This window comes from Sphingobium sp. RSMS, assembly GCF_005406185.4.
GTDB classification, from domain to species: Bacteria; Pseudomonadota; Alphaproteobacteria; order Sphingomonadales; family Sphingomonadaceae; genus Sphingobium; species Sphingobium fuliginis.
The window spans coordinates 2,040,136-2,066,760 of the sequence record NZ_CM191257.1 but is presented as its reverse complement, the minus strand read 5'-3'; the positions used below and the strand labels follow the sequence as shown (position 1 = coordinate 2,066,760).

Genomic DNA, 26,625 nt, shown 5'->3' with positions numbered 1-26,625 from the left:
AACAGCCGCCGAACCACAATTTCGACGATCAAGGAGTAAGACATGGCGAAGGTCGAAATCTATACCAAGGCCTGGTGCGGCTATTGCGCCCGGGCGAAGGCGCTGCTGAACGGAAAGGGCGTGGCGTTCGAGGAATATGACATCACCATGGGCGGGCCCAGGCAGCAGGAAATGCTGGACCGCGCCAATGGCGGGACGACCGTGCCCCAGATTTTCATCGACGGCCGGCATATCGGCGGCAGCGACGACATGGCGATGCTTGAGCGGCAGGGCAAGCTCGACGCCCTGCTGGGGGCATAGGCCGGATGCGCGCCGCCATCTTCCAGATGACCAGCGGGATCGATCCCGCCGCCAATGCCACCGCCATCGCGGACATGGCTGCGCGTGCCAAGGGGGAGGGGGCGGATATTCTCTTCACACCCGAAATGGCGGGCTATCTGGACCGCGACCGGCAAAGGGCGGCGGCGACCCTGCATTCGGAGGCGGACGACCCTGTCCTCGCCGTGGTGCGCAATGCGGCGGCGAAGCAGGGGCTGTGGGTGCATCTGGGCTCAACCCCGCTGAAGGATGAGCGGAGCGACGGGCGCTGGGCCAATCGCAGCTTCATGATCGACGATGGCGGCGCGATCCGGGCCCGCTACGACAAGATCCATCTGTTCGACGTCGATCTGGCGACGGGCGAAAGCTGGCGCGAATCGTCGGTCTATGGGCCGGGCGAGCGGGTCGTGGCGGTCGACACGCCCTGGGCCCGCATGGGATTGTCGGTCTGTTACGACATGCGCTTTCCCGATCTCTACCGGGCGCTCACCAACGCAGGCGCGACGGTGCTGCTGATGCCGGCTGCCTTCACCGTGCCGACAGGGAAGGCGCACTGGCACATATTGCTGCGGGCGCGCGCCATAGAGGCGGGCTGCTTCGTCATCGCCGCCGCGCAGACGGGCCATCATGCGGATGGCCGCGACACCTATGGGCATAGCCTGATCGTCGACCCATGGGGGGACATGGTGCTCGACATGGGCGAGCAGGCGGGCCTTGCTCTTGCGGAGATCGACCTGTCGCGCATAGAGGACGTGCGCGGGCGGGTGCCCGCGCTCGCCAACCGGCGATCCCTGCCCATGGATGTGACGCTATCGTGATCGTTTTCGACCTCAAATGCGAATCCCAAGGCCATGTGTTCGAGGCGTGGTTCGGTTCCAGCGCCGATTATGAGGATCAGAAGGCGCGTGGGCTGCTCGCCTGCCCGCTTTGCGGCGACGGGCATGTCGGCAAGGCGGTGATGGCTCCCGCCGTCGCTGCCAAGGGGAACAGCCGGCCGGAAACCATGCCGCAGATCGCTTCTTCGGGCGATGCTTCGATCACCATGGGTGCGGGCGAGGAAGCGAAAATGCGCGAACTGGTGCTTGCGCTGGCGAAGGCGCAGCAGAAGGCGCTGGAGGATTCGACCTGGGTCGGGCGCGACTTCGCGGAACAGGCGCGCGCCATGCATTATGGCGAGCAGGATCGCACCAGCATCCATGGCGAAGTGGCCCTGAGCGAGGCCCGGGCCTTGATCGCGGAGGGCGTGGAGGTTGCGCCGCTGCCTTTTCCGGTCATTCCCCCCGACGCGAAGAATTGACCGCGCCGCTCTCTCGCAATAGAGCCGTCACCGGGCACCCGTAGCTCAGCAGGATAGAGCATCAGATTCCTAATCTGAGGGCCGTGGGTTCGAATCCCGCCGGGTGCACCAAGGAAAACCGCCACTATCTGCAAATTGCAGAAGGTGGCGTTTTTACATCGGCAATCACATCCGTGCTCCATTGGGCCTCCGTCAGTACAAACGTTCCATCCAAGGCATGAAACGCTTCTCCGGCAAAATAGGAAGTCCAAATCCCACAAGCTTCCAGAGCGCGCTGCGTTAAATCAGGCGCTAGCCGCGCGCTCCAGCTTTCTGTTGTCGCATCGCTTAAACCGAAAACCGGTTCCCACTTTTCTGCACGATGCTCTCCCCGGCGGGTTCAGGAAGCGACCCCCGTCGACACGGGACGAGACGGGCCCTGCATAATAGCGATTGCGGGATCGCATCGAGGATCGTTCCTGACAGATCAGGCGTCTCTTGCCCAGGCGACGGCGTCGGCGCCGGCCGGCAGCACTGCCGGGCACTCCGGATCGGTCGCCGCGCGATAGACAGCGTCCGCCACATCCTGTCCGACCGTGACCGGACCGTTGGCGGCCTCCATGAGCGCGGCCAGCGTCTGCTGTGCATAATCGGCATAGGCCGCGGGGAAGCCGCCATCTTTCATCACCTGGCCCCGCGCCGTGTCACCAAAGCTGGTCGAAGGCGCCATGCCGGGCATGACGATCCGCACCCTGATGCCGAACGGCGCAAGTTCGTGCGCGGCGGACTCGGTGAGCGCATTCATGGCCGCCTTGCTGGCGCGATAGACCGAGAGCAGCGGCAAAGGCTTGTAGAGCGAACTGGAGCTGACGTTCACGATCACGCCCGTGCGCCGCGCCCGCATTCCCGGCAACACCGCCTGCATCATCGCGATCGCGCCGAACAGGTTGGTCTCGAAGATGGCGCGCACCGTTTCCAGGGGGGTGCCCTCTACGGCATTTAGCCAGCCCACCCCGGCATTGTTCACCAGCACGTCGACCGGCCCCGCCTCCGCGACCGCCGCGGCGATGCTGCTCATATCCGTGACGTCGAGCGGCAATATGCGCAACCGGTCGGAGGCGGGCAGGGTGCTGGCTGCGGGATCGCGCATGGTGGCGACGACATTCCAGCCCTGGTTCAGGAAATGGAGGGCGGTGTCACGGCCGAAGCCGGTCGAACAGCCGGTGATGAGGACAGTGTTCATCGTGAAGCTCCTTGCGGGCGATCATTGGAGCATTATAGATATGAATGATCCTTCAGTTTCGGTATTCGCATATGAACCGCCCACCGCCAGCCTTGCTGAAACCTCGCAAAGCGCCGCAACAGGCGCGCTCCGCCGTGACTATCGAGGCGATTCACGTCGCGACCATTCAGGTTTTGCTTGCCGGCGGCGTGGGGCGGCTCACCACCACCCGTGTGGCGGCGCGCGCCGGCGTCTCCGTGGGGACGATGTACCAATATTATCCGCACAAGCAGGCGCTGCTCTTCGCCCTCGTTCAGCGGCAGTTCGACCTGATCGATACGGCGATGCGGGATGCGGCGGCGCGGCTGGCGGGATCGGACCTTGGGACGGTCGCGCACGGGGTGGCCACGGCATGGCTGGACGCGAAGATGGCTGACATGGTCGCCTCCCGCGCCATCTATGGCATCGCCGCCGAGTTCGACCTGTCGGAAATGATGAGCCGGGCGGCGCAACGCATGACGCAGGTGATCGATACGCTGCTCGCCAATGTCCCGGATGCGCGGTTCGCCGACCGATCTTCTGCCGCCTTCATGCTCGCGGCCCTTCTGGGCGGCTCGGTGCGGGTCGTCATGGAGGCTGAGCCATCGGAAGAGAATTTCGCCCGGCTGCGCTGTGAATTGCCCCGAGCTTGCCACGCCTATCTCGTGGCCGCCAGTCAGGGCGCCTTGGCATAGACATGCCGGTCATGAAGATCCGACAGGGGCGCTAAACGACCGATCTGGGGTCGATGACCGAACTGGCAGGGCGCCCCGGTATGCTCGACCTGCTGGTACTGCCATGTTCATATTGGAACTTTCATCCGTTTCGGGCGGCGGGTAGCCGGCGTCATCCACTCATTCGCGTGCAGCCGGCGGCGTGACGCTGCCTTCGCGTTCGCCACAGGGTGAGCATCATGACCGTTATGAGGGCGCTTGGCTGAAGCGGTGCGTCCGAATCCAGGGCTCCGCCAAAGACCGGTTGCGCATCATCGCTCTTCCCCGGATGGATGGAGGTTCAGCGAACGGGAGGCTTCGGCATGGGCGTCTTAGCATATTGCACAGTTGGTTCGAACGATCTCGCCGGTGCAAAGGCCTTCTATGACGCGCTGCTTGCGGTGGTCGGGCTTGCGCCTTTGTTCGAGCATCCATCTGGAGGTCGTGTGTACGGGCGAGATGGTTCCTTCAGCTTCGCGGTCCTTGGGCCCTATGACGGACAGCCAGCAACGGTGGGGAATGGATCGATGGTCGCCTTCTGCTTTGATCGGCGCGAGGAGGTGGACGCTTTTCATCAGCGCGCGCTCGCATTGGGTGGCGCCACCGAAGGCGGACCCGATGTGCGCGGTCCGGGATGGTACTTCGCCTACTGCCGCGACCTCGATGGCAATAAGCTGTGCGCCTATTGCCTTGAGCCTTAGGCTTTCCCATGCCCGCCGGCACTCGGGTCAGGCCGGCCCCGCCGCCTCGCGGATCAGATCCGCAACGGCGCGGGGGTGGGAGATCAGCGACACATGGCTCGACTTCAGCTCGATCGTCTTTGCGTTCATGCGCTTCGCCATGAAGCGCTGGAGGTTGGGGTCGATCGTGCGATCTTCCGTCGAGACCGCATAATAGCTGGGCTTGCTGCGCCAAGCCGCGTTCGTCGTGCGGCCCGCGAGCAGTTCCCTGTGGAACGGCCACTGGACGGCAAAGAGCGCCCGCGCCCTGGCCTCCGGAAGGTCGCCCGCGAAATCGCGGAGGAAGGCCGCTTCGGTCAATCGCCCCTCATCCCCGTCGAAGACGATGCCGGCGCTGGCCGGCGGCGTCGGAAATGTCTTCGCCAGCGCGCCATAATCCTCGCCCGCATCGGGCGCGCGGGCGGCGACATAGACGAGGGCGGAGACATGGGGGTGCATGCCCGCTTCGGTGACGATCATCCCGGAAAAGCTGTGCCCGGCGAGGACGGTCGGCCCGTCCTGACGATCCAGCACGCGCCGCGCCGCAGCCACCGCATCGGGCAATGTCGTCAGCGGGTTCTGGACTGCGGTGACGTTGAGCCCGTGGGCCTGCAACAGGGGGATCACCTCCGACCAGGACGAGCCATCGGCGAACAGGCCGTGCACCAGCACGACGTTGCGCGCCTTCGTCTTTGCGACGGTCTGGGCGAATGCGTTGGCGGAGGCGGCGACGGCTCCGGCGATGAAAGCGGTCTGCATGAATGTACGACGATCGACGGTCACTATGCCGTTCCTTTCTGGAAATGGGGTCATCGTGCAACTTGTGCTGCTTCCGGGGCCGGCTGAATGGCGCACATTCTGGTTGTGGAAGCCGGAAAGAAGGAAACGGCCTTGAAGCACTATGCCGATCGGCCGCCGATGGAAAGACGCATGCTTGTGTAACGGCTTCCTTGTGGAGCAGGCGCGACAGAGCCGGACGCGGCCAGCGCTCTTGAACGCCATGGCGCGGGCCCGGTTCGCAGGGGCGACCGCAACATTGCATGTCGCGCCTTTACAGCCCCTTTAGGCTCGGGACCCATTACTGGCGGGGTCGAGGCGCCATTTCGGCGTCCCGCGGGAATTTGACCAAAATGGCCCAGTGCTGCGTCGGCAGGCTGGAAATATCGACATATTCCTGCGCCTCGCCTTCTTGCCCTGAGCCATTTTGCCTCAAACCTCGACCCCGCCAGTAATAGGTCCTGAGCCTAGATAACGCCCCCAGACGCTGTCGGCCATATAGTCGGTGAAGTGGCGGTCATTGCCGCCGCTGGCATACATGAAGTTCAGATAATCGTCGGCATAGCGCCGGTCGTTCAGCCAGCGCCCCTCCGCCAGATGAAAGCCGGTGGCGTCGTTCAGGCTGGCATAGGGTGCCGCTGCCAGTCGACATCGTCCAGGAATTCGGTGGAGATGAAGCCTTCTTCCCCCAGATCGCGCTGATGCGCGCGGAAGAGGGACCAGCGATAATAATAGACGGCGTCTATCCGGGGATCGGCGGACTCGAAGAAGGGAATGCGCTGCTCGTACCAGGGGGCATCGTTGCCGAAGCGCTGCACGGCGATGCGGTGCCTGTCCATCCCCGGCCGCGACGGGGGCTGGGAAGCCGCAGCGGCCCCCAACAGCGTCGCGCCCGCCAGCAGGACCTTCATCGAAGCATGCATCTCTCACCCGCCCATGACCGCAAAGGATATGGCGGCCGGCCCGGGAATGGAGAGGGGTCCCGGACCGGCCGCCATGGAAATGGGATGCGGTGAGGAGACACCGCATCCCATCGGGCACTCACTTGAAGGTGTAGCGGACGCCGAGCGCGAAGGTGCGCGCCAGCAGGGTCGTGCCAAGATTATATTGCTCGGGACCGCCGACATCCTCGAACTTGTAATAGGTCTGCTGCTTGGACTTGGTGAGGTTCACCGCGTCGAAAGTCACGCCCAGACGGTCGTTGACGTTCCAGGTGAGCTGGAAGTCCAGGCTCTTTTCCGGGTTGCGCCAAACGCCGATCGGGTTGGCGAACAGGCGGGCTTCGTTGTTCGCCAGGAACTCCTTGCGCCAGATATAGGACAGGCGCGCGCCGATCGGGCCGTTGTCATAGGCGAGCGTGGCGTTGTAGCTGAGGTCCGACACGCCGAAGAAGGACGAGGTCGCCTGACCGGTGACATTGCCCGCAGCATCCGTCTGCGGAATGTTCTGCTTGGAATCCAGCACCGTCACGCTGCCCACGAAGCCCAGCCCGTCCAGCGGACCCGGCAGATAGCTCGGGAAATAGGTGAGCCCCAGTTCCAGGCCCTTGAGCACGCCGTTGGAGGCGTTGACCGGCCGGGTGATGGCGAAATTGTTGGTCGCGCCCGCGACGATGCCGTTGTTGGGGATGAATTCCATCACCGTCAGCGGCACCACCAGCCCGTTGATCTCGCGGCGGAAGCCCGTCAGCGTGATCGCGCTGTTGCGTTCGAAATACCATTCGATCGCGGCGTCGAAATTCTTCGAATGGGTGGGCTTCAGCGTCGCCGTGCCCGCCGTGCCGCTGCCATAGCCGACATTGGTGAGGTCGCCGGTCAGCGAATAATTGGGGTTGATGTCGCTGAAGTTCGGGCGTCGCAGCGTTTCGCCATAGTTGAAGCGCAGGCGCAGATTGTCGAAAATCTCGTAGCGCGCGGTGAAGCTGGGCAGGAAGCGATCCGAACCCGAAGAGACGCGGGTCTGCGCGCCGCCATTGTAGCGGTCGAAGAAATTATAGTCGGTGTCGACCGTGACGTAGCGGACACCGGCCTGCAGCTTCAGCGGGCGGCCGAAGATCGACAGTTCGCCATCGGCCTGCACATAGGCGGCGATGGTGCTTTCATCGATGTCGAACACCCTCTGGAGCGAGAGCTGGTCGGATGTCCTGAGGCCGTAGAGGCCGCGCACCGTGTCCGCATTGTCGTGAAGCCAGTAGCCGTTCGCGAGCGTCCAGCTCGTCGGCACGTCGGCGCGGCCCTGGTAGAAGTCCGAATTGGTGAAGGCTGCGCCTTCGCCCAGCCCCGCCAGCGTGGTCGCGGCCAGCGGCGCGCCGGCGTCCTGGGTGCGCACGGCGGTCGACGCCTTGCGCTGGTCGATGCGGATGCCTGCCTTGATCTGGCGCAGGAAGCCCTCGTCCCAGGTGTAATAGCCGTCGAGCGTGCCGGTGATGGCGCTGCCCTTGTCCCGGTTCGCATTGTCGTAGAGCTGTGCGACGTTCCAGATGCCGGTGTCGTTCAGCAGGCTGTCGTCACTGAAATGATAGGACGGTATGCCGCCCCCGGCATTGAAATCCGTGGTGATCTGGCTGGCGACGCGGTCCGTGCGCATCGCGATGAAGGAGGTCTTCACCTTGCTGGTCTGATAGGCGATGTCGCCGACGATCTTGCCGCGGTCGCCCAGATCCCACTTGCCGTTCAGCGCATAGACGAAGCTGTCGGTCGAGGTCTTGGTGAAGTCGCCGCTGTTGAAGCCGTAGACATTGTTGGCGACGCGCGACTTGACGATGTTGGTGCCGTCATAGAGCGTCGGCGCCTGCGGATTGTCCCAGAAGTCGACGAAGCTGAACTGCAGGCTGTTGAAGGTCTCGCCCCGGAAGCCGGCGTAGAAGACCTCGGCCGTATAGACCGAACTGCTGTTGGGCGCCCATTGCAGCGCGACATTGAAGGACGGACGTTCCCGCTCGCCGTAAAGGTCGGAGCTGAACACCGCGTCGCGCGACAGATAATAGGGGGTTTCGACGCCGTTGACGAGCATGGTGGAGCCGGTCGCCGTGGGCAGGCCGCGGTCCAGGCCGGGGTCCCACGCACCGAGGGCGGGGGCGACGACGAACTGGCCGGTGATCGGATCGCGCCCGGCGGGGAAGATGCGCTGGAACGGCGTCAGGCCGGTGCCCGTCGCCGGGTCCATCGTCGCGAACGGCACGAAGGCGCCCGCCGTCACGGTCTGGTCGCGATATTTGGTGCGGCTGTAGCTGCCGTTCACCAGCAGGCCGATGTCGCCGATGCCCGTTTCCCAGCGGTCGCTGACCAGCAGCGCGACGTTCGGGTTATAGCTGTCGGCCTGTTCATTGTAGATGCCGCGGGCAAGGCCGGAAATGGCGAAGCCGTCGAAGTCGAAGGGACGACGGGTTTCGACATTGACCTGTCCGGCAAGGCCGGTCTCGATCTGGTCGGCGGAGCGGGTCTTGAACACATCGACGCGCTTCACGAGGTTGGCGGACACGTCCTGCAACGCGAAAGCCTGGCCGGCGGCGGTGAAGATGTTGCGTCCGTTGAGCGTGGTAAGCGCATCGGGCAGCCCGCGGATGGAGATCGCCGCCGCTTCGCCGCCGGTGCGGTTGGTCACCTGGATGCCGGTGACGCGCTGGAGCGCTTCGACGACGTTGTTGTCCGGCAGCTTGCCGACATCCTCCGCGACGATCGAGTCGACGATCTGGGTCGATTCCTTGCGGACGTTGAGCGCGCCCACGATCGAGGCGCGGACGCCCGTGACGATGATGTCGTTGGCCTCTTCATCCTGCGGCGCTGCTGCGGATTGGGCATGGGCCGTGCCCGCCAACATGAGCGCGAGCAGGGATGCAGACGTGAAAGCGAGCGGCTTCAAAGCCATGTTTGATCCTCCCCTTGGAGATGCGAGCGCCTTGGGCGCCATGAATTACTCGGACTAATTATTTCTCGGAGTAATAGAAGGCAAGAGGGAATTTGCACTGCCGTTCACGAAAAAATTTTCCCTAGTGACAAATATGTCTCATCCGAAAAAACGGCGCTTTTCTGCCGTTTCCGGCGAAAAGAAAAAGCCGCCTCCGAAATGGGGAGGCGGCTTTTATCCTTTTATTTGTCGGACTTGGAGGCTGGGTTTCAGTCCGCGATCCACCGTGCCGTAGCGTCGCGGCTGCCCGCAAGGCGGATCTCCTTCCCGACCGCCGCAAGCGCCTTGCCCGTGACCGCGATGGACACGAAGCGGACCGTGTTCGACCTGTCGTCGGAGAATCGGACGAACTGGCTGCGCATGGCGAAATCGGCGCTGCGATCATTGCGGGCGAGGGTGACGGAGCCGTCCTTGCCGGCCAAAAGATAATGGTCTGGCAGCAGAATGGGGGAAAGCATGATGCTCTGCGGCCCGGCGCGTCCGGCGGTCTGGCGGAACTGGGTCGCGGGCAGCGAAGGATTGCCGGCGATCAGGCGGGTGCCGTCATGGGCCAGCAGCGCCCTGGGATCGACGGCGGAGGCGAAACGCTCGGGCAGCGGGCCGTTGCCGACGGGCACGCCGAAGTCGGGCGTGCCGTCCGCCTTGTAATAGAGGCGCTGGACGCGCGTATGGCGGTCCGGATTGAACAGCGGGTCGCCCTTGATCGCTTCATAGTCGCGGCCATGATAGACCAATATGTCGCGGCCCTTCTCATCCACGGTGAAGCTGTTGTGGCCCGGCCCGTACACCCTGGTCTCCGGGCAGCTGGTGAAGACCGGCTGCTGCGATTTCACCCAGGCATCGGGGTCCATGATGTCCGCATCCTCCGGCGCGGTCAGCAGGCCCAGGCAATAGCGCGCGTCGGTGGCGCTGGCCGAATAGGTCATGAACAGCCGGCCGTTGCGGTGAAGGACGGCGGGCGCCTCCGCCACCTTGTAGCCGCCTGTTTCCCAGTCGAGCGTCGGGATCGTGAGGCGCGTCGCCCTGGCCGCCAGCTTCAGCGGCGACGCCAGCGGGGCGATATAGAGGTTGGAATTGGTCTCGATCCCCGGTTCGCGCTGGGCCCAGGCGAAGTAGCGCCTGCCCTTGTGCACGAAGCTGGTGGAATCGAGGTTGAAGCTGTCCCACGGCGCCTGGAACTGGCCGAGCAGCTTCCATCGGCCGGTCATCGGATCGGGACCGTCGCAGACGATGGCATAGGTGCGGATGCGGAATACGTCCTCGCCGCCGCCGCTGGGGCCTGCGGCGAAATACATGGTCCAGCGCCCGTCGATCTGGTGCAGTTCGGGCGCCCAGATGAAGCCGGACAGCGGGCCTGTCTTCTCATGCCGCCAAAGGACGGCTTCCTCCGCAGTGGCGAGGCCCGCGAGCGTCTTCGATCGGCGCAGGACCAGCCGGTCATATTCGGGGACGGAACCGGTGAGGTAATAATGGCCGTCTTCATGACGGAAGACCTGCGCGTCCGCGCGTTGCTTGACCAACGGGTTGACGGCGGCGGGGGTGGGGACTTCGACCCTGGTGCGCGCGATCAGCGGCGTTGCCGACAGTGCGGCTGTCCCGGCGAGGAATAGGCGGCGATCGATTGGATTCATGAAAAGCTCTCCTCTTGGGTCGCCCTTGCCCTTCCCGCCGCCCTTGGGGGCGGACCCCCTCTCTCCCGGCGGGAGAGGGAGGGAGACGCGAAGCGCCGGAAGGGGGGAGGGCGACGGGGTCAATATTCAGCCACCGGCCAGCCGTCCGCGCCCCAGCGGACCGGCGCGATCCGCAGGGTGGGGGCGCCGTTCGCCTGCTTGTCATAGGCATGATAGACGACATAGTCCGTACCGTCCCGGTCGTGCAGCCAGCCCGCATGGCCCGGCCCGCGCCAGCGTTGCTGCTCTTGAAGGTCGGCGCGCAGGAAGATGGTGCCGCCGCCCTGCATCATCGAACTGCCGTCCTTGCCCAGATAGGGGCCGGTGATCGCCCTGGACCGGCCGATCACCGTATAATAGGTGCTGTTCACGCCCTTGCAGCAATAATCATAGGACGCCATCAGCCAGTAATAGCCGCCATGGTCGACGATGAAGGGCGCCTCCACCGGGGCCGGGCCGCCTGTGGGCGCGGGGCGGCGGGCGATGGCATGGGGTTTCGCCTTGGGGTCTTTGGGTTTGCCGGTTTTCGGGTCCAGCGCGAACAGCTTGATGCCTGTCCAGAAGCTGCCCAGCGCCAGCCAGTGGCGACCCTCCCGGTCAACGATGAAATTGGGATCGATGGCGTTGAAGTCGTCCGTGCTGGTCGACAGCACCACCAGCCCTTCGTCGCGCCAGCCGTAATTCTTCGCCTTGGGATCGAGCGTCGGGCTGGTCGCCAGCCCGATGGCCGAGCGGTTGGAGCCGAAGGTGGAGACGGAATAATAAAGCCGGTAGCGGCCGTTCACGAAGCTGATGTCGGGCGCCCACATGCCGTTGCTGCCGGGGATCGCCTTCGTCGCCCAGCCGGGCAGGGCGGTGAAGACGGGATCGCCGGCGGTCCAGTGGACCAGGTCCTTCGACGTGCGCGTTTCTATCAGGCGCTGGCCGTGGCCGGTGCTGAAGACATGATAGCTGTCGCCTTCGCGGATGATGACCGGATCGTGGGTCGGCGTCAGGTCGCCGGTCAGGCGGCTGTTGAGGGTGGCGGCGGGTTGCTGGGCCAAGGCCTGGCCAGCAGCCGCCAGCAGCGCGAGGCCCATGAGTTTCATGATAGTCTGCCGCGCCATATAGGCTCTCTCCGATAATGGTTCCGGGCGCAACGTGCTTCTGCGCAGGAACACGGCACAGCTAAAAAGGATGGAGCGGACGGCGATTCCACCCTCCGTCCGCTCCAAGGGCTTCATTGCAGGTCGAGCACGACCACGGACCGGGGCGGCAGCGCCACCGTCAGCGTGCCGCCGCTCACCTGCGCGCCGGTGAAGGCGGCGGGCTTCACCACCTCCGGCGCGTCGAAGCTGTTGTGCGAATTGATCGCGGGGGCTGTCAGGATGCGGCCCGACACATTGGCGGCGTTCAGCCCGTCCAGCTTCACCGTCACCATATTGGTCTGGCTGGGATCGAGGTTGGAAAGGCCGACATGGACCTTGCCGTCCCTAGCCCGCACCGCCGATCCGCTGACCGCCGGCATGACGAACCTGTCCTTGTTGTACCAGGGCGTGTCGATGTCGATCGGCAGCACCGTCGCATCCTGCCAGGGCTTGTACATTTCGAAGACATGATAGGTGGGGGTGAGCACCATCTTCTTCCCTTCGGTCAGGATCATCGCCTGCAACACATTCACCATCTGCGCGATGGCGCTCATGCGCACGCGGTCGGCATGTTTGGCGAAGATGTCGAGATGGATCGACGCGATCAGCGCATCGCGCAGCGTATTCTGCTGCCGCAGGAAACCGGGATGCGTGCCGGGGTCCTGCGCGTACCAGGCGCCCCATTCGTCTACCGCCAGGAAGACGCGCTTCTTAGGATCATATTTGTCCATGATCGCGCTGTGCTTCGTGATCAGCTCGTCCATGCGCATCGCGCCGGCCAGCGCGTCGGCCCAGCCGGTCTCGTCGAAGTCGACGGCGGGAGCGCGGGGCGGCCAGCCGCCCGCGGGGTGGACATAATAATGCAGCGAAAGGCCGTCCAGACGATCGGCCGCCACCCGCATCATCGTCTCGGTCCAGTTGTAATCGTCGACATTGGCCCCGGCCGCGACCTTCAGGATCCGGGTGCCCGCCGGCGCCTTGATGAAGGTGGCGTAGCGGCGCGTCTCGTCCGCCGCGAATTCAGGCCGCATATTGCCGCCGCAACCCCACAGTTCGTTGCCCACGCCGAAATAGGGCACCGACCATGGCTCCTTATGCCCGTTCTTCGCGCGCAGATCGGCCAGGCTGCCGGCGGGCGCAGTCATATATTCCACCCACTCGGCCATTTCCTGCGGGCTGCCATTGCCGACATTGCCGGCGATATAGGCCTGTGCGCCGACCTGCCGCAGCAGTTCGAAAAATTCATGCGTGCCGACCGAATTGGGCTCGGTCACGCCGCCCCAATGGGTATTGACCTTGACCGGGCGGTCCTTCTTCGGCCCGATCCCCTCCCGCCAATGATATTCGTCGGCAAAGCAGCCGCCGGGCCAGCGGATGATCGGCACCGACAGGTTGCGCAGCGCGGCCACCACATCGTTGCGGAAGCCGTTGGTGTTGGGGATGGACCTGTCTTTGCCGACCCACAGGCCGCCATAGATGCCATTGCCCAGATGCTCCGCGAACTGGGTGAAGATCGCCTTGTCATAGGTCGCGCCGGGCTTGTCGGCATGGATGGTCGCCATGGTCGGCCTGCCGCCGGTCTGCGCATGCGCGCCGGCGAGCGCTGTGGCGCAGAGCAGAAGCGCGGCAGTGGTGCGGCGCAGGGCCTTGATCATTCCTCTCTCCCTATGTCCAGGCATGTGTTCAGTCGTGAAATGCTGCGGTGGTCTGACGCTTGCCGCGCAGGAAGGCGTCGGCAACCAGCCGCAAGGGCGCGGTGTCCACATCGCTGCGTCCGCCCCGGATCAGCGCGGCGAAGCGGCGGTAGAGGCCCGCATATTCGATGTCCTCGCCATGCTCCGTACCGCCGGGCAGGTGCAGCACGGCGCCGCCCTGGCTGAGCTTCAGCATGCCCGCGTCGGTTTCGACCATGATGTCCCAGCTTTGCGGGCCGGTCTGGCGCCAGTCGAGGTCCATGTGGATCGCCGCGCCGCCGGTGTCCCGAAAGGCGATGTCGGCGGCAATCGGCGCGGCGCGGTTTTCCGGCAGCACCAGTGTGGCGTCCTTCAGGAAGAAGGGGCGCGGCAGGATATGGGTGACGATGGAGAGTGCGTTGATCCCCGGATCGAACACGCCAAGCCCGCCCGGTTCCCAGATCCACGCCTGACCTGGATGCCAGACGCGCACATCTTCGCGCCAGACGATGGACACCTTGTCGATCCGTCGCTCGGCCAGCCAAGCGCGGGCCGGAGCCACCCCGGCGGCAAAGCGCGAATGCCAGGCCGCGAACAGGCTGACGCCGGCCTTGTCCGCCTCCGCTTCGAGTGCGGCGACTTCGGCCAATGTCGCGCCGGGCGGCTTCTCAAGGAACAGATGGATGCCCCTGCCGATCGCCTGCGACGCCAGCGCATGGCGGACCTGCGGCGGGGTGCAGAGGGCGATCGCATCGACCGCCGGCCCCTCCGCCAGCAGGGCGTCGAGGCTGGCATGATGCGGCACGCCCTCAAGTCCCGCATCCTGCGGGCTGACCGTCGCGGCCAGGCTGAAGGCGCCATTGCCCCGGATCGCGGGGACATGCTGGTCCCGCGCGATCTTGCCGATGCCGACGATGGCGATGCGAATGGGGTCCATGGGCCTAGAGGACCTTCACCGTCACCTCGACCGGTGCCGCGCGCTTCAGCGGGTTGCGCACGGGCAGGGTGAAGGGCGCGGCGATGATCTCGAACACATCGCCTTCCTGCGTCTGCACGCCGTCGGCGAAGGAAAGCGTGGCCGTGCCGAAAAAGTGGACATGCACGTCGCCGGGGCGACGAAACAGGTCATATTTGAAATGATGATGTTCGAGATTGGCCAGACTGTGCGACATATTGCCTTCGCCCGAGAGGAAGGGCTTTTCCCACAGCACCTCGCCGTTCCGCAGGATGCGGCTGCTGCCTTCGATATGTTCCGGCGCGGGGCCGACCAGCAGTTCCGGGCCGAGCGACGCCTGGCGCAGCTTGCTATGGGCGAGCCAGAGATAATTGTGCCGCTCGGTCACATGGTCGCTGAACTCGTTGGCGAGCGCGAGGCCGAGGCGATAGGGCCGGCCGTCGGGGCCGATGATGTAGATGCCGGCGATCTCCGGCTCCTCGCCGCCATCCCGTGCGAAGGCGGGCATGGTCAGCGGATCGGTCGGCCCCACCAGTTGGGACCCGTCGCCCTTGTAGAACCATTCAGGCTGCTGCCCGACCGCGCCGGGGGCGGGCTTCCCGCCTTCCAGCCCTTCCAGGAACATGCGCATGCTGTCCGTCTGCTTTTCGGCGGCGGCGGCTTCGCGGTGCATCTTGTCGCGGCCTTCGGCGGAACCGAGATGGGTGAGGCCCGTGCCGGTCAGTTGCACATGGGCCGCGTCCTCATGGTCGATCGGCGCGATCAGGCGGCCGGCCTCGAACTCGGCGGCGATGTCGACGGCATCGCCCTTCGGCGCCGCGGCGACGATCTGCGCCAGCGAAAGACCCTTGGCGATGGCGTCCAGCGCCAGGGCGCGGATGCTCCCCACCCCGAGGAGGAAATGCGCCTCGCTGTCCTGCGCGGCGATAACCGAACGCCGCCCATTGCCCGAGCGGTGTTGCAACAGGCGCAAATTCATGAACGATCTCCTCCCGCGCGCCTTTCCCGGCGCTCGCAAACGTCATCTAAAGGTCGAATTGTCAGTCATTTCATCGGCGCGAGACTGGCGCGTGGCGGCCTAGCTGCCCTGAAGTTCGAAAGTCGGGGCTTTATCCGCCATGTGAATCTCCTTATTACTCCGACATATTACAGCTAGTCGTAGAAGGCAATGATTGTGTTTCGCCTTGGCTGATGGACTGCTAAGGAAGGAGCCGGAGGAGCATGAATGGCTGAAGAAAGGCGGCTCTTGAAGGGGGCTGAAGAGGGCGAAGGGGGCGCATCGAAAGAGGCGCGGGGTCCCGGAAGGCGTCTGCATGGCGCCATCGCGCACAAGCTGGGAACGGCGATCTTGTCCGGCCAATATGCGCCGGGCGACGTCCTGTCCGGCGAAGTCGCCTTTGCCGAGGAGCTGGAAGTGTCGCGCAGCGCCTATCGCGAGGCGATACAGGTGCTGACCGCCAAGGGGCTGGTGGAAAGCCGGCCCAAGGCGGGGACGCGCGTGCTGCCGCGCAACCGCTGGAACCTGCTCGATCCCGAGGTGCTGGCCTGGGCCTTCGCCGGGGAGCCCGACGTTCAGTTCGTGCGCGACCTGTTCGAACTGCGCGCCATCGTCGAGCCCGCGGCGGCGCGGCTGGCGGCGCAGCGGCGGACCAGGGAGGACATCAAGCTGATGAAGGACGCGCTGGCCGCGATGCGCCGCCACACGCTGGCGACAGAGGCCGGGCGCGCGGCGGATCGCGATTTCCATAATGCGATCCTGAATTCGACGCGCAACGATGCGCTGCAGACGCTGTCTGCCAGCATCGGCGCGGCGGTCAACTGGACCACCCAGTTCAAGCAGCGGGCGCGCGCCTTGCCGCGCAACCCGATTCCGGACCATGTGCGGGTGTTCGACGCCATTGCGGCAGGCGATGCGGCCGCGGCGGCGGAGGCGATGGGCGTGCTTGTCGATCTGGCGCTGGAGGATACGGCGAGCGCGATGACGCGGTGATTCGCATCCTCACCTGCGCGAAGCGGTGGTGGACGGGAAGGACGCGCAGGTCGTGCCATTTTCGCTTGCGCCAGCCTTTGGCCGGCTTCCCTTCCAATCCCGATGGCGAGGATGAAAAAAAGGCCGGAACGGGACGTCCCGCTCCGGCCTTTTCCGGTTTCGAGGCTTGCGACCCTCGGCTCCGTCACCCGATCTGCTGATCGGGCAGCGCATGGGTCGGCTTTGATCCCCATAGCGCATAGAACAGGATGTAAAGTTCGCAGACCGCAGTCAGCAGGAAGCTGGTCTGCAAACCGAAACGGTCGGCCAGATAGCCCTGCACCACCACCAGCGCGCCACCCGCGATCGCCATGATCAGCAGGCCCGATCCTTCTTCGGTCAGCGGCCCCAGCCCCTTGATGCCGAGGGTGAAGATGGTCGGGAACATGATCGAGTGGAACAGGCCCACCAGGATCAGCGACCACATCGCCACCTCCCCATGGGCGAAGACGGTGATCATCATCACGATAAAGGCGCCGATGGAGAAGGCGGCCAGCACCTTGCCCGCGTCGAACCGCTGCATGATCGCGGAGCCCGCGAACCGGCCGACCATCATGCCGCCCCAGAGGAAGGTCAGGTAACGGCCCGCCTGTTCATGGGTGAGGTTGGCGATGTGGGGCTGGCTGACGAAGTTCACGAACAGGTTGGCGACGCCGATTTCCGCAATCAGGTAGATGAAGATCGCGGGAACGCCGAACACCAGGTTGCGATGCGCCCACAGCGAATGCTTCTTCCGCTCCTCCTTGGCGAGGCGGGTGGCCGATGCGCCCATAGCGGGCAGCGGGAAGCGCGCGATCACGACGGCCAGCACCACCAGCACCACGGCCACCAGGCCATAGGGCAGGATCACCGACTGGGCATCGGCCAGCCGTTCCGCCTGCGTCAGCACGACATCGCCCTGGGCGGTGCCGCCCTTCGACCGGCCGAGGATCAGATAGGCCCCGAACATCGGCGCCAGCATCGTGCCCGCCGAGTTCATCGCCTGCACCAGGTTCAGGCGCGAGGAGGCGGTTTCCGGCTTGCCGACCACCGCGACATAGGGATTGGCCGCGACCTGGAGCAGGGTGATGCCGCTGGCGATCACGAACAGCATGAGCAGCGTCACGCCATAGGAGGGGATGGACGCCGCCAGCATCATGCCCAGCGCGCCCGCCGCCATGATCAGCAGCCCCGTCACCAGCGACTTCTGGTAGCCGATGCGTTCGATCAGCTTGGCCGAGGGGATGGAAGCGACGAAATAGGCGATGAACCACACCGATTCGATCAGCGTCGTCTGGGTGTAGCTCAGCTCGAACACGCTGCGCAGATGCGGCAGCAGCGTATTGTTGATGACGGTGATGAAGCCCCACATGAAAAAGAGGCTGGCCAGCAACGTCAGGGCAGGGCCGTAGCGCGTGCCCGGATTATGGGCCGCGGCGGGCGCCGCGGTTGAGGAAATGGGTCCTGCCATTCATCCTTCTCCGGAAGAGTCGAAAAGGAGCGCCGCCGGAACAGGGTTGCGCCCGATTATTTTGTAGGAGTATATCCCCTCCAACGACGCGTCAATGGCGTCCGGGAGGAACTGCATGCGAAAGGCCTTTATGAACAGAACGGTTTTGGCAACGTTGTCATACGGTGCCGTCCTGATGATGACAAGCACGGCGGCACTGGCGGCGGAGGCCAGTCGCGCCCCCGCCGGCACGCTGGCCGACGGCACGGCGATCGAGGCGATCACGCTGAAGAACGCACAAGGCGTGTCGGCCACCATCCTGACCTATGGCGCGACCTTGCAGAAGCTGGAGGGGCCGGACCGCAACGGCAAGATCGCGGACGTGCTGCTCGGCTATGACGATCTTGCCGGCTATGTCGACCGTCCCAATTATTTCGGCGTGACCGTGGGCCGCTACGCAAACAGGATCGCGGGCGGCAAATTCACGCTGGACGGCAAGAGCTATCAATTGCCGCTCAATGACAAGGTCAATTCGCTGCATGGCGGGGGCAAGGGCTTCGATAAGCAGGCGTGGAACGTCGTTTCGCTGAAGAGCGGGCCGACCGCCACGCTGGTCCTGTCCCTCACCAGCCCGGACGGCGACGCCGGTTATCCCGGCAAGCTCGACACCACCGTCACCTATACGCTGGACGAGGCAGGCAATCTGGGCATTGCCTTCGACGCGAAGACCAGCAGGCCGACCATCGTCAACATGACCAACCATGCGATCTTCAACCTGGCGGGCGAGGGAGCGGCCGACAGCGCACTGGGGCATCTGCTGACCATTCCGGCCAGGGCCTTCACGCCCGTGGACGCCAATCTGATCCCGACCGGCGAACTCAAGCCGGTGGAAGGCACGGTGTTCGATTTCCGCATGCCGCGCCGCGTGGCGGATGGCATTCGCGACGGCCGCGACGCGCAGATCGTCGCCGGGCGCGGCTACGACCATAATTTCGCGCTGGACAAGGGTGCGACCAGGGCCCCCGAACTGGCCGCGCGCCTGGAAGACCCGGCGTCGGGCCGCGTGCTCGACGTGCTGACGACGGAGCCCGGCGTGCAATTCTACACCGGCAATTTCCTGGACGGGACGCTGATCGGCAAGCAGGGACATCTCTACCGCATGGGCGACGGCATCGCGCTGGAGCCGCAGAAATTCCCCGACTCGCCCAACCAGCCGAAATTCCTGTCGGCGCGGGTGGACCCCGGCAAGCCCTATCATCACCAGATGATCTACCGCCTGTCCGTCAAGCGCTGAAGGAACATCCGGCATGGGTGAATGGCGCAAGGTCGACCGCGACATAAGCGATGCGCTGGGGGAGGGGACGCTATGGTCCGCCCGTGAGAATGCGGTCTATTGGACCGACATACTCGCGCCCGCGCTCAACCGCCTGTCGCTGGACGACGGCGCCATCCAGCGCTGGGCCATGCCCGAACCGATCGGCTGGGTGGCCGAGCGGGCGGGCGGGGGCTTCATCGGCGGCTTCCAGAGCGGCTTCGCCCGGTTCTCGCTCGATCCGCTGGTCATCGATCCGATGGGCGATCCCGAACCGCATCTGCCCGGCAGCCGCATGAACGATGGCAAGGCCGATGCGAGCGGCGCCATCTGGTGCGGCACGATGGACATGGCGGAGGAGCAGGACGTGGGCGCGCTCTACCGGCTCGATCCCGATGGACGCTGGGCGGTGATGGACGGGGGCTATCGCGTGCCCAACGGCCCGGCCTTTTCCGCCTGCGGGCACTGGCTTTATCACAGCGATACGGCCAGGCGGCAGATATATCGCTTCGCCCGCACGGCCGAAGGCGGCCTGGCGGATCGCCGGCCCTTCATCCGCCTTGCCGAGGAGGATGGCTATCCCGACGGCATGACCGTCGATGCGGATGGGCATCTGTGGGTAGCCCATTGGGGCGGCGGGCGGATCAGCCGCTTCACGCCCGGGGGCAAGCTCGACCGCTCGATCGCGCTGCCCGCCAGGCAGGTGACGAACATCTGCTTCGCCGGGGACGAGCTGGACCGGATGTTCGTCAGTTCGGCGGCGACCGGTCTGCCGGAAAGCGACTATGACGGTGCGTTTTTCGAAGTCTTTCCCGGCGTCCGGGGGTTGCCGACGAACCTCTACACGGGATGACGGACAAGCCGGGATCGGCCGCTACTGGCCGATCGCCGGCTTCATGCATGCCGTGCTCCTGCGATGGCGGGAGCACGGTCAAGGCGATGAGATCATCCACAGGGCCCGGCCCCGGGCTTCCAAGAGCCGCCCACCTCGTCCAGCAGCCTTCGCGGCAGCATGGCAGCCGAATCGGGCGGAAGGCGCTCCTTAAAAAACCGCCGCCACCAATTGCGCGAACGCATCGGCGCGGTGGCTCATGCCATGCTTCTTCTCCGGGTCCATCTCGCCGAAGCTGATGCCATGACCATGCGGCTGGAAGATCGGATCATAGCCGAAGCCCCTGTCGCCCCGGGGCGGCCAGGTGATCGTGCCGTCGACGCGGCCTTCGAATGCCTCCACATGGCCGTCGGGCCAGGCCAGCGCCAGGGCGCAGACGAAATGCGCGTCATGACCCGCTTCCGGCCCCTTCGCCTGGATATTGTCCCAGACGAGCTGCATGGCGAGGCCGAAATCCTTGGTCGGGCCGGCCCAGCGGGCGGAGAAGATACCCGGATCGCCGTTCAGCGCCTCCACGCACAGGCCGCTGTCGTCGGCCAGCGCGGGCAGGCCGGAAAGATCCGCCGCCTGCATCGCCTTCAGTTCCGCATTGGCGATGAAGGTCGTGCCGGTCTCCTCCGGCTCGGGCAGGTCCAGCGCCGCTGCGGATACCGTCTCTATGCCATAGGGCGCCAGCAATTCGCCGATTTCCCGCACCTTGCCGGGATTATGGCTGGCGATCACCAGTCGTCCCGGACCCAGCTTGCGGATCGCCTGTTCCTGCCCGAATTCATCGCTCATTCCGTCATCCCATATCCCACGCGCCCCAAAAACGAACGGAAGGAAGAATTATCTCCCGGTCGCCTTGTCCTGTGCCGCGAAAATCCGCGCGCAGCCTATGCGGGCAAGGCGCAGCAGGCGCAGCAGTTCCTCCTCGTCATAGGTCGCGCCCTCGGCGGTCGCCTGCACCTCCGCGAACTTGCCGTCGCCCGTCAGGATCAGGTTGGCGTCCGCCTCCGCATTGCTGTCCTCGGCATAGTCCAGATCCAGCACCGGGGTGCCGTTATAGATGCCGCAGCTTATCGCCGCGACCTTCTGCACGATGGGGTCTTCGGTGAGGGCGCCCGATGCCAGCAGCTTGTCGATGGCGATGCGCAGCGCCACCCAGCTTCCCGAAATGGCGGCGGTGCGGGTGCCGCCATCGGCCTGGATCACGTCGCAGTCGACGACGATCTGCCGCTCGCCCAGTTTCTGGAGGTCGACCACGGCGCGCAGCGACCGGCCGATGAGGCGCTGGATTTCCTGGGTGCGGCCCGACTGCTTGCCCTTGGCGGCCTCCCGGCTGCCGCGGGTGTGGGTGGCGCGGGGCAGCATGCCATATTCCGCCGTGACCCAGCCCGACCCCTTGCCGCGTAGGAAGGGGGGCACCTTCTCCTCGATCGAGGCGGTGCAGAGGACCCGCGTGTCACCGAAGCTGACCAGGCAGCTCCCCTCGGCATGGATGGTGAAGCCGGGTTCCATGGTGATGTCGCGCATCTGGTCGGGCGCACGGCCGGAAGGACGCATAAATATTCTACTCCGAAGCGTTGTGTCGAGCGGGCTTAGCGTCGGGCGGCCCATCATGCCAGTGGCGATGAACCCGAAAGATGCTAGAGAGCGGCCTATGGTGACGAAAGCACTATCGATTTTGGCGGCCACTGTCCTGCTGGGCGGCTGTGCCATGGAACAGGCGGAGCTGGAAAAGCCGACCCTGGCCGGCGATACCATCAGATTTTCCGCCGGTCCCTGTTTCGGCGCCTGCCCCAGCTACAGCCTGCGCGTGACGCCGGACGGGTCCGGGCTGATCGAGCCGCAGCGTTTCACCGCCATTCCCGGCCCGACCCGTTTCACGGTGACGCCGGCGCAATATCGCCGCTTCCGCGCCGCGCTGGCGCAGTTTCGGCCCGCGCAGGGCACGGTCAGGCGAATCGGCCAGGGGGAAAATTGCGTCCGCTTCGCCACGGACATGCCCGGCTATGTGATAGAATGGACCCGGGGCGAAGCGCCGCCCACCCGGCTGGAGTTCCAGTCGGGCTGCATGGATGCGGGCTATGGCAAGCTGCGCGCCACCATCGCGTCGATCCCCAGCATGCTCGACGTCGCCGCCATGGTGAAGCCGACGACGGCGAAGGGCCGGTGACGACGGGCTTGAGCCGGGACCGATGCTTGCCTAGATAAAGGCCATGGCGGTCACCCCGATCACCGAACTTAACGAACGTGCGCGTGACGTTTTCCGTCTGGTGGTCGAGAGCTATCTCGGCACCGGGCTGCCCGTTGGCTCGCGCACGATCAGCAAGATGGCGTCGCTCAGCTTGTCGCCCGCCTCCATCCGCAATGTGATGCAGGATCTGGAGGAACTGGGCCTGCTTGCCGCGCCGCACACCTCCGCCGGACGGATGCCGACGGAAACCGGCCTCAGGCTGTTCGTCGACGGCATGATGCAGGCCGCGGAGCCTTCGGTCGAGGAACGGCGCGCGATCGAGGCCGGGATCAGCGAAGGCGGCCCGATAGAGGAGGCGCTGTCGGCCGCGACCGCTGCGCTGTCCGGCCTCTCGGCCTGCGCCGGCATCGTGATGGTGCCCAAGCGGGAGCCGGTGCTGCGGCAGTTCGGCTTCGTGCCCCTGAATGAACGGCAGGCGCTGGCTGTGCTGGTGGGGCAGGACGGTTCCATCGAGAATCGCGTCGTGGACCTTCCGGTGGGCGTGACGCCGATGATGCTGAACGAAGCTGCCAACTTCATGTCGGCGCGCTTCGGCGGCATGACGCTGGCGCAGGCGCGCGAGGCCCTCCGGCGCGAGGTGGAGGGGGACCGGAACGCGCTTCAGGGCGCGGCGGGGGAACTGGTGGCGAGGGGTATCGCCCTGTGGTCGCAGGATGCCGATGACCGCCCGGTGCTGATCGTGCGCGGTCAGGCGCATCTGCTGGATGACGGCACCGCCGCCGATCTGGAGCGGGTGAGGCAATTGCTGGAACAGCTTGAAGGCAAGCAGGAGATTTCCCGGCTGCTGGAAAGTGCGCTGGCGGGCAGCGCGACCAAAATCTTCATCGGTTCGGAAAACAAGCTCTTTTCCCTGTCGGGTTCTTCGGTCATAGCCGCGCCTTACCGCAGCGGTGACGGCCGGGTGGTGGGCGTGGTCGGGGTAATCGGCCCCACGCGCTTGAACTATGCGCGGGTGATCCCCATGGTGGACTTCACCGCACAGACGCTGTCGAGATTGATGAGATGAGCGAAGATAAGCAGAATATCGAAAATACCGAAGTCGTGGATGAACTGCCCGAGGATGCGTCGCCCGCCGGCGACGCGGCGGCGGAACGGATCGCGAGCCTTGAAAACGAGCTGGCGACCGCGAAGCAGGAGGTGCTCTACGCCCATGCCGAAGCGCAGAATGTGCGGCGGCGGCTGGAAAAGGAACTGGCCGACGCACGCGCCTATGCCGCGACGGCCTTTGCCCGCGACATGCTGTCGGTGGCGGACAATCTGGGCCGCGCGCTTCAGGCGATCCCCGCCGACCTGCGCGAGGATGAGAAGTTCAAGGGCCTGGTCGCCGGGCTTGAAGCCACCGGGCGGGAACTGGAGGCGGTGTTCGGCCGCAACGGCATTGAGAAGCTGGTGTCGGTCGGCCAGCCGCTTGACCCCAACAAGCATCAGGCGATGATGGAAGTACCCTCCGCCGATGCCGAGCCGGGTACGGTGCTGGTGGAGATGCAGGCAGGCTATACGATCAAGGACCGGTTGCTGCGCCCGGCGCTGGTCAGCGTGGCGAAGAAACCGGACTGATCGGTTGCACCTGAAGCATGCAAGGGCTCGCTGGACCACCGTCCGGCGGGCCTTTTTCGTTCACGGGCCCGCGCGGTCCGCCGGCAGAACCGCGCCGGGATGGCCGGGTCATGCTTGAGCCGGATTCAGGCACTGGTGGGGCGGAAGGCCGGCCCAGATTTTTGGGGAGTTCCCGCAATAGCCCTGATCCGCGATAAAGATATATCGCAACTCTTGACGTTCGATCTTTTTAAGATATATCTCAAACTATCAAGAAACAGTTGAGAGAATCATCCATGCATTTTCATCATCGCGCTCGCGGGCACCACGGTTTTGGCCATGACCGCATGTTCGGACCGGACGGCCGCGAACCCGGCGGCTTTGGCGGTCGCTTCGGGGATGGTCCGTTCGGCGGCGGCCGGGGCGGGCATTTTGGCGGCGGGCGGGGTGGCGGCCGTCGCCGCCTGTTCGGCAATGACGCGCTCAGGCTCATCCTGCTCAAGCTCATCTCCGACGCGCCCCGCCATGGCTATGATCTGATCCGCGAGATCGAAACCCTGTCGGGCGAGGTTTATGTGCCAAGTCCGGGCGTCGTCTATCCGACGCTGACCTTGCTTGCGGACATGGATCTGATCGCGGAGCAGCCGGGCGAAAGCAGCCGCAAGCTGTTCGCGATCACGGAGGCGGGCACGGCCTATCTTGCCGACCATGAACAAGGCGTGGCGCTGGTCATGGACCGGCTGGGCTCGCTGGCGCGCAAGGCGGAGCGCACCGACGGCGCGCCGATCCGGCGGGCCATGCACAATCTGGGCATGGCGGTCCGGGCGCGGCTTGAAAAGGAGGGGGCGGATGCGCAGACCATGTTCGACGTCGCCGCGCTGATCGACGAGGCGGCCAGCAGGATCGAAAGGCTTTGACCATGGCTTTGACGGCGCATGTGCCGACCGCCAGCGCCAGCCGCTATCTCCAGCAGCTGTGCAAGCATTGGGGGCACAAGTTCGAAACCGATTTCGACGCGCGGCAGGGAAGCATCGCCTTTCCCATGGGGCCGATCCGGATGGCGGCCGGGGCTGACGCCCTGACCGTCACGATCGAACCGGGGGAGGGGACCGATGTCGAACGCTTCAAGCAGGTGGTGGCGGACCATCTCGACCGCTTCGCCTTCAGGGAAGCGCCGCTGACCTTCGACTGGCGGTAAGGGGGGCGGGGCGGGCAGTTCCGCCCCGCCGGCCGCCGCTCTTCCTCAGGCCACCTGGCGTCCGAAGTCCGATGACGCCGCGCGCAGGCTGGAAAGCTTGCCTTCCACGCTCATGAAGCCGCGTTCGAGCTGGTCGATTTCGGATGCGACCACCTCGGTATCCTGGCGGATGGCGCTGATGGTCGACGACATGGAGTCGGCGGCCAGCGCGGTTTCGTCGACAGCGGCGGTGATCATCGTCACCGTCTGCGCCTGGGCATCCATGGCGTGGCGGATGCGTTCGGCGCTGGCCTGGACCTCGCCCACCGTGTCGCGAATGCGCTCGTTGGTCTCCACCGACTGGCGGGTGGATGCCTGGATGTCCGCGATCTTGCCCGCGATCTCATCGGTGGCGCGGGCGGTCTGGTTGGCGAGGCTCTTCACCTCCTGCGCGACCACCGCGAAGCCGCGGCCGGCATCGCCCGCGCGGGCCGCCTCGATCGTGGCGTTGAGCGCAAGCAGGTTGGTCTGGCCGGCAATGTCGCGGATCAGGCCCAGGATCGATTCGATGGATTTCGCATGGTCGGACAGGGTGGTCGACATGGCCACCGCGTCGCCCGACTGGCGGGCCGCCCGCTGGGCGACGTCGGCCGCGCTTTCCACCTCCGTCCGCGCATCCTCGATAGCGCGAATGAGGCCGGCGGAGGTGCGGGCGGCTTCGCGCATCGCAAGGGCGGACTGTTCGGCGGCGGCGGCGACTTCCGACGCCTTGCCCAGCATGCCGCGTGTCGCGGCCGATGCGTCCTTCGCCTGTTCGCGCAGCGATTCGCCCAATTGCGACGCGCCGTCGATCTCTCCCATGATCCGCTGTTCGAACATCGTGCCGAAGCGTTGGCGCTCGTTGCGCTGCGCCTCCGCCTCGTCGCCTGCGATGACGTTCGCCATCAGCCCGGCGTCGACCATGCCGACCTGCATCATGACATGCACCAGACGGCGACGCCCCGTTTCATCCTCCATCCGATGCCAGATAAGGTCGATCAGCTTCTCGTTGGCCGCAGCCACCGGCATCAGCACCGCACGCAGCGGGGAGCCGTGCTTGCGGGCGTGGCGTACGCAGGCGATGGAGGAAATCGCCCATTCGCCCGCATCGTAATAGCCGAGTTTCTGGCGCACATATTCATGCGCTTCCGTCTCGATCTTGGCGAGCGTGGAGGGGTTGAGCTTCGACCGCAGCCCCGTCTGCTCGACATAGGCATCGTAGAAAGTGCGCGCCGCCAGGGTCACCTGTTCGCCCAGCAGGTCGCGAATCTGGCGCAACCCCTGCGCCAGCTCGCCATGCGGGTCGACCTCCCTCATCATCGCAAGGACGGTGCTTTTGGGCGTGGCGGCGGAATTCATGTGCGGCAAAACCCCAGATTGGTCTCATTGTCCCGTCGGGTGATAGCGCCATTTGGTTAATCACTTCTTAGGATCGGCGGACATTCGGCCCCGATCCCGATCCTTTGGCGCTTTACCCGTCATCGACCGCCGAAAACCGGCCTGCATGGTTCCTCATCCCGGAAATGTTCCGCCGGCCTGGCGGGGATCGCCCCGTCGCGTGGTCAGGGCGGCTTGCC

26 protein-coding genes and 1 tRNA gene are annotated in these 26,625 nt (G+C 65.3%); 14 read left to right on the top strand and 13 right to left on the bottom strand.

Features of this window, described 5'->3' with window-relative positions:
- Positions 1–42 precede the first annotated feature (42 nt).
- The 4 genes from grxC (at position 43) to EGM87_RS09875 (ending at position 1,726) form a co-directional block, all read left to right on the top strand.
- Positions 43–300 carry a glutaredoxin 3 gene (gene grxC / locus EGM87_RS09890; protein WP_025547737.1) on the top strand — a complete coding sequence of 86 codons (258 nt, stop codon included), beginning with the start codon at positions 43–45 and terminating at the stop codon, positions 298–300.
- Between the two features lie 5 nt (positions 301–305).
- Complete coding sequence (locus EGM87_RS09885; RefSeq protein ID WP_044660015.1) at positions 306–1,136, top strand: carbon-nitrogen hydrolase family protein; 831 nt, start codon at positions 306–308, stop codon at positions 1,134–1,136.
- Entirely contained in the window at positions 1,133–1,615 is a 483-nt protein-coding gene (locus tag EGM87_RS09880) for a DUF1178 family protein (protein WP_025547733.1), read from the top strand. The genes EGM87_RS09885 and EGM87_RS09880 overlap by 4 nt, the downstream gene beginning before the upstream one ends.
- A 34-nt stretch (positions 1,616–1,649) precedes the next feature.
- Positions 1,650–1,726, top strand: a tRNA-Arg gene (locus EGM87_RS09875).
- Positions 1,727–2,081: 355 nt separating this feature from the next.
- Here the strand turns inward: EGM87_RS09875 and EGM87_RS09870 are convergent.
- Complete coding sequence (locus tag EGM87_RS09870) at positions 2,082–2,837, bottom strand: SDR family oxidoreductase (RefSeq protein ID WP_044660014.1); 756 nt, start codon at positions 2,835–2,837, stop codon at positions 2,082–2,084.
- 134 nt (positions 2,838–2,971) lie between these two features.
- Between EGM87_RS09870 and EGM87_RS09865 the strand changes: the two genes are divergently transcribed.
- Positions 2,972–3,550 carry a TetR/AcrR family transcriptional regulator gene (locus EGM87_RS09865; protein ID WP_165363301.1) on the top strand — a complete coding sequence of 193 codons (579 nt, stop codon included), beginning with the start codon at positions 2,972–2,974 and terminating at the stop codon, positions 3,548–3,550.
- 341 nt (positions 3,551–3,891) lie between these two features.
- A complete protein-coding gene (locus EGM87_RS09860; RefSeq protein ID WP_044662738.1) occupies positions 3,892–4,269 on the top strand; it encodes a VOC family protein in 378 nt (125 codons plus the stop codon).
- Between the two features lie 27 nt (positions 4,270–4,296).
- On the opposite strand, the gene EGM87_RS09855 is transcribed toward EGM87_RS09860, so the two are convergent.
- The 8 genes from EGM87_RS09855 to araD1 all read right to left on the bottom strand — a co-directional run bounded on the left by EGM87_RS09855 (position 4,297) and on the right by araD1 (position 15,374).
- Positions 4,297–5,070: an alpha/beta fold hydrolase gene (locus EGM87_RS09855; RefSeq protein WP_044660012.1), complete on the bottom strand. Its 774-nt coding sequence runs from the start codon at positions 5,068–5,070 to the stop codon at positions 4,297–4,299.
- 611 nt (positions 5,071–5,681) lie between these two features.
- A complete protein-coding gene (locus tag EGM87_RS09850) occupies positions 5,682–5,975 on the bottom strand; it encodes a hypothetical protein (RefSeq protein ID WP_229742406.1) in 294 nt (97 codons plus the stop codon).
- A 130-nt stretch (positions 5,976–6,105) separates the two neighbouring features.
- Positions 6,106–8,931 carry a TonB-dependent receptor gene (locus tag EGM87_RS09845; RefSeq protein ID WP_044660010.1) on the bottom strand — a complete coding sequence of 942 codons (2,826 nt, stop codon included), beginning with the start codon at positions 8,929–8,931 and terminating at the stop codon, positions 6,106–6,108.
- A 248-nt stretch (positions 8,932–9,179) separates the two neighbouring features.
- Entirely contained in the window at positions 9,180–10,601 is a 1,422-nt protein-coding gene (locus tag EGM87_RS09840; RefSeq protein WP_044660009.1) for a family 43 glycosylhydrolase, read from the bottom strand.
- A 119-nt stretch (positions 10,602–10,720) separates the two neighbouring features.
- Positions 10,721–11,746, bottom strand: a complete 1,026-nt coding sequence (locus EGM87_RS09835) for an arabinan endo-1,5-alpha-L-arabinosidase (RefSeq protein WP_044660008.1) — start codon at positions 11,744–11,746, stop codon at positions 10,721–10,723.
- A 113-nt stretch (positions 11,747–11,859) separates the two neighbouring features.
- On the bottom strand, positions 11,860–13,422 hold the full coding sequence (locus EGM87_RS09830) for an alpha-N-arabinofuranosidase (RefSeq protein ID WP_044660007.1): 1,563 nt from the start codon (positions 13,420–13,422) through the stop codon (positions 11,860–11,862).
- Positions 13,423–13,450: 28 nt separating this feature from the next.
- On the bottom strand, positions 13,451–14,377 hold the full coding sequence (locus tag EGM87_RS09825; RefSeq protein ID WP_025550028.1) for a Gfo/Idh/MocA family protein: 927 nt from the start codon (positions 14,375–14,377) through the stop codon (positions 13,451–13,453).
- A 4-nt stretch (positions 14,378–14,381) separates the two neighbouring features.
- Positions 14,382–15,374: an AraD1 family protein gene (gene araD1, locus EGM87_RS09820; protein WP_044662737.1), complete on the bottom strand. Its 993-nt coding sequence runs from the start codon at positions 15,372–15,374 to the stop codon at positions 14,382–14,384.
- Positions 15,375–15,620: 246 nt separating this feature from the next.
- Here araD1 and EGM87_RS09815 point away from each other — a divergent pair, with 246 nt between their 5' ends.
- Positions 15,621–16,385 carry a FadR/GntR family transcriptional regulator gene (locus tag EGM87_RS09815; protein ID WP_044662736.1) on the top strand — a complete coding sequence of 255 codons (765 nt, stop codon included), beginning with the start codon at positions 15,621–15,623 and terminating at the stop codon, positions 16,383–16,385.
- 184 nt (positions 16,386–16,569) lie between these two features.
- Here the strand turns inward: EGM87_RS09815 and EGM87_RS09810 are convergent, their stop codons facing one another.
- Entirely contained in the window at positions 16,570–17,874 is a 1,305-nt protein-coding gene (locus EGM87_RS09810; protein ID WP_044662735.1) for a sugar MFS transporter, read from the bottom strand.
- A gap of 130 nt (positions 17,875–18,004) precedes the next feature.
- Here EGM87_RS09810 and EGM87_RS09805 point away from each other — a divergent pair, with 130 nt between their 5' ends.
- Both EGM87_RS09805 and EGM87_RS09800 read left to right on the top strand, forming a co-directional pair.
- Positions 18,005–19,147: an aldose epimerase family protein gene (locus tag EGM87_RS09805; protein WP_443096432.1), complete on the top strand. Its 1,143-nt coding sequence runs from the start codon at positions 18,005–18,007 to the stop codon at positions 19,145–19,147.
- Between the two features lie 13 nt (positions 19,148–19,160).
- A complete protein-coding gene (locus EGM87_RS09800; protein ID WP_044662733.1) occupies positions 19,161–20,018 on the top strand; it encodes an SMP-30/gluconolactonase/LRE family protein in 858 nt (285 codons plus the stop codon).
- Between the two features lie 189 nt (positions 20,019–20,207).
- Here the strand turns inward: EGM87_RS09800 and rdgB are convergent, their stop codons facing one another.
- Both rdgB and rph read right to left on the bottom strand, forming a co-directional pair.
- On the bottom strand, positions 20,208–20,837 hold the full coding sequence (gene rdgB / locus EGM87_RS09795) for an RdgB/HAM1 family non-canonical purine NTP pyrophosphatase (RefSeq protein WP_025550034.1): 630 nt from the start codon (positions 20,835–20,837) through the stop codon (positions 20,208–20,210).
- A gap of 48 nt (positions 20,838–20,885) precedes the next feature.
- Entirely contained in the window at positions 20,886–21,602 is a 717-nt protein-coding gene (gene rph, locus EGM87_RS09790) for a ribonuclease PH (protein WP_025550035.1), read from the bottom strand.
- 97 nt (positions 21,603–21,699) lie between these two features.
- Here rph and EGM87_RS09785 point away from each other — a divergent pair, with 97 nt between their 5' ends.
- The 5 genes from EGM87_RS09785 (at position 21,700) to EGM87_RS09765 (ending at position 25,030) form a co-directional block, all read left to right on the top strand.
- Positions 21,700–22,215, top strand: coding sequence for a DUF6438 domain-containing protein (locus EGM87_RS09785; protein ID WP_044662732.1), 516 nt, complete (start codon positions 21,700–21,702; stop codon positions 22,213–22,215).
- A gap of 43 nt (positions 22,216–22,258) precedes the next feature.
- Positions 22,259–23,302 carry a heat-inducible transcriptional repressor HrcA gene (gene hrcA, locus EGM87_RS09780; protein ID WP_044662731.1) on the top strand — a complete coding sequence of 348 codons (1,044 nt, stop codon included), beginning with the start codon at positions 22,259–22,261 and terminating at the stop codon, positions 23,300–23,302.
- Entirely contained in the window at positions 23,299–23,853 is a 555-nt protein-coding gene (gene grpE / locus EGM87_RS09775) for a nucleotide exchange factor GrpE (RefSeq protein ID WP_025547639.1), read from the top strand. The genes hrcA and grpE overlap by 4 nt, the downstream gene beginning before the upstream one ends.
- Positions 23,854–24,128: 275 nt before the next feature.
- Entirely contained in the window at positions 24,129–24,749 is a 621-nt protein-coding gene (locus EGM87_RS09770) for a PadR family transcriptional regulator (protein ID WP_025547637.1), read from the top strand.
- A 2-nt stretch (positions 24,750–24,751) separates the two neighbouring features.
- Complete coding sequence (locus EGM87_RS09765; RefSeq protein WP_044662730.1) at positions 24,752–25,030, top strand: DUF2218 domain-containing protein; 279 nt, start codon at positions 24,752–24,754, stop codon at positions 25,028–25,030.
- Between the two features lie 45 nt (positions 25,031–25,075).
- On the opposite strand, the gene EGM87_RS09760 is transcribed toward EGM87_RS09765, so the two are convergent.
- Positions 25,076–26,407, bottom strand: a complete 1,332-nt coding sequence (locus EGM87_RS09760; RefSeq protein WP_025547635.1) for a methyl-accepting chemotaxis protein — start codon at positions 26,405–26,407, stop codon at positions 25,076–25,078.
- Between the last annotated feature and the right edge of the window lie 218 nt (positions 26,408–26,625).

Coding starts and splice junctions, on each gene's coding strand:
- grxC (WP_025547737.1), top strand. CDS start 43: ATGGCGAAGGTCGAAATCTATACCAAGGCCTGGTGCGGCTATTGCGCC.
- EGM87_RS09885 (WP_044660015.1), top strand. CDS start 306: ATGCGCGCCGCCATCTTCCAGATGACCAGCGGGATCGATCCCGCCGCC.
- EGM87_RS09870 (WP_044660014.1), bottom strand. CDS start 2,837: ATGAACACTGTCCTCATCACCGGCTGTTCGACCGGCTTCGGCCGTGAC.
- EGM87_RS09860 (WP_044662738.1), top strand. CDS start 3,892: ATGGGCGTCTTAGCATATTGCACAGTTGGTTCGAACGATCTCGCCGGT.
- EGM87_RS09850 (WP_229742406.1), bottom strand. CDS start 5,975: ATGAAGGTCCTGCTGGCGGGCGCGACGCTGTTGGGGGCCGCTGCGGCT.
- EGM87_RS09845 (WP_044660010.1), bottom strand. CDS start 8,931: ATGGCTTTGAAGCCGCTCGCTTTCACGTCTGCATCCCTGCTCGCGCTC.
- EGM87_RS09840 (WP_044660009.1), bottom strand. CDS start 10,601: ATGAATCCAATCGATCGCCGCCTATTCCTCGCCGGGACAGCCGCACTG.
- EGM87_RS09835 (WP_044660008.1), bottom strand. CDS start 11,746: ATGGCGCGGCAGACTATCATGAAACTCATGGGCCTCGCGCTGCTGGCG.
- EGM87_RS09830 (WP_044660007.1), bottom strand. CDS start 13,422: ATGATCAAGGCCCTGCGCCGCACCACTGCCGCGCTTCTGCTCTGCGCC.
- EGM87_RS09825 (WP_025550028.1), bottom strand. CDS start 14,377: ATGGACCCCATTCGCATCGCCATCGTCGGCATCGGCAAGATCGCGCGG.
- araD1 (WP_044662737.1), bottom strand. CDS start 15,374: ATGAATTTGCGCCTGTTGCAACACCGCTCGGGCAATGGGCGGCGTTCG.
- EGM87_RS09815 (WP_044662736.1), top strand. CDS start 15,621: ATGGCTGAAGAAAGGCGGCTCTTGAAGGGGGCTGAAGAGGGCGAAGGG.
- EGM87_RS09810 (WP_044662735.1), bottom strand. CDS start 17,874: ATGGCAGGACCCATTTCCTCAACCGCGGCGCCCGCCGCGGCCCATAAT.
- EGM87_RS09805 (WP_443096432.1), top strand. CDS start 18,005: ATGAACAGAACGGTTTTGGCAACGTTGTCATACGGTGCCGTCCTGATG.
- EGM87_RS09800 (WP_044662733.1), top strand. CDS start 19,161: ATGGGTGAATGGCGCAAGGTCGACCGCGACATAAGCGATGCGCTGGGG.
- rdgB (WP_025550034.1), bottom strand. CDS start 20,837: ATGAGCGATGAATTCGGGCAGGAACAGGCGATCCGCAAGCTGGGTCCG.
- rph (WP_025550035.1), bottom strand. CDS start 21,602: ATGCGTCCTTCCGGCCGTGCGCCCGACCAGATGCGCGACATCACCATG.
- EGM87_RS09785 (WP_044662732.1), top strand. CDS start 21,700: ATGGTGACGAAAGCACTATCGATTTTGGCGGCCACTGTCCTGCTGGGC.
- hrcA (WP_044662731.1), top strand. CDS start 22,259: ATGGCGGTCACCCCGATCACCGAACTTAACGAACGTGCGCGTGACGTT.
- grpE (WP_025547639.1), top strand. CDS start 23,299: ATGAGCGAAGATAAGCAGAATATCGAAAATACCGAAGTCGTGGATGAA.
- EGM87_RS09770 (WP_025547637.1), top strand. CDS start 24,129: ATGCATTTTCATCATCGCGCTCGCGGGCACCACGGTTTTGGCCATGAC.
- EGM87_RS09765 (WP_044662730.1), top strand. CDS start 24,752: ATGGCTTTGACGGCGCATGTGCCGACCGCCAGCGCCAGCCGCTATCTC.
- EGM87_RS09760 (WP_025547635.1), bottom strand. CDS start 26,407: ATGAATTCCGCCGCCACGCCCAAAAGCACCGTCCTTGCGATGATGAGG.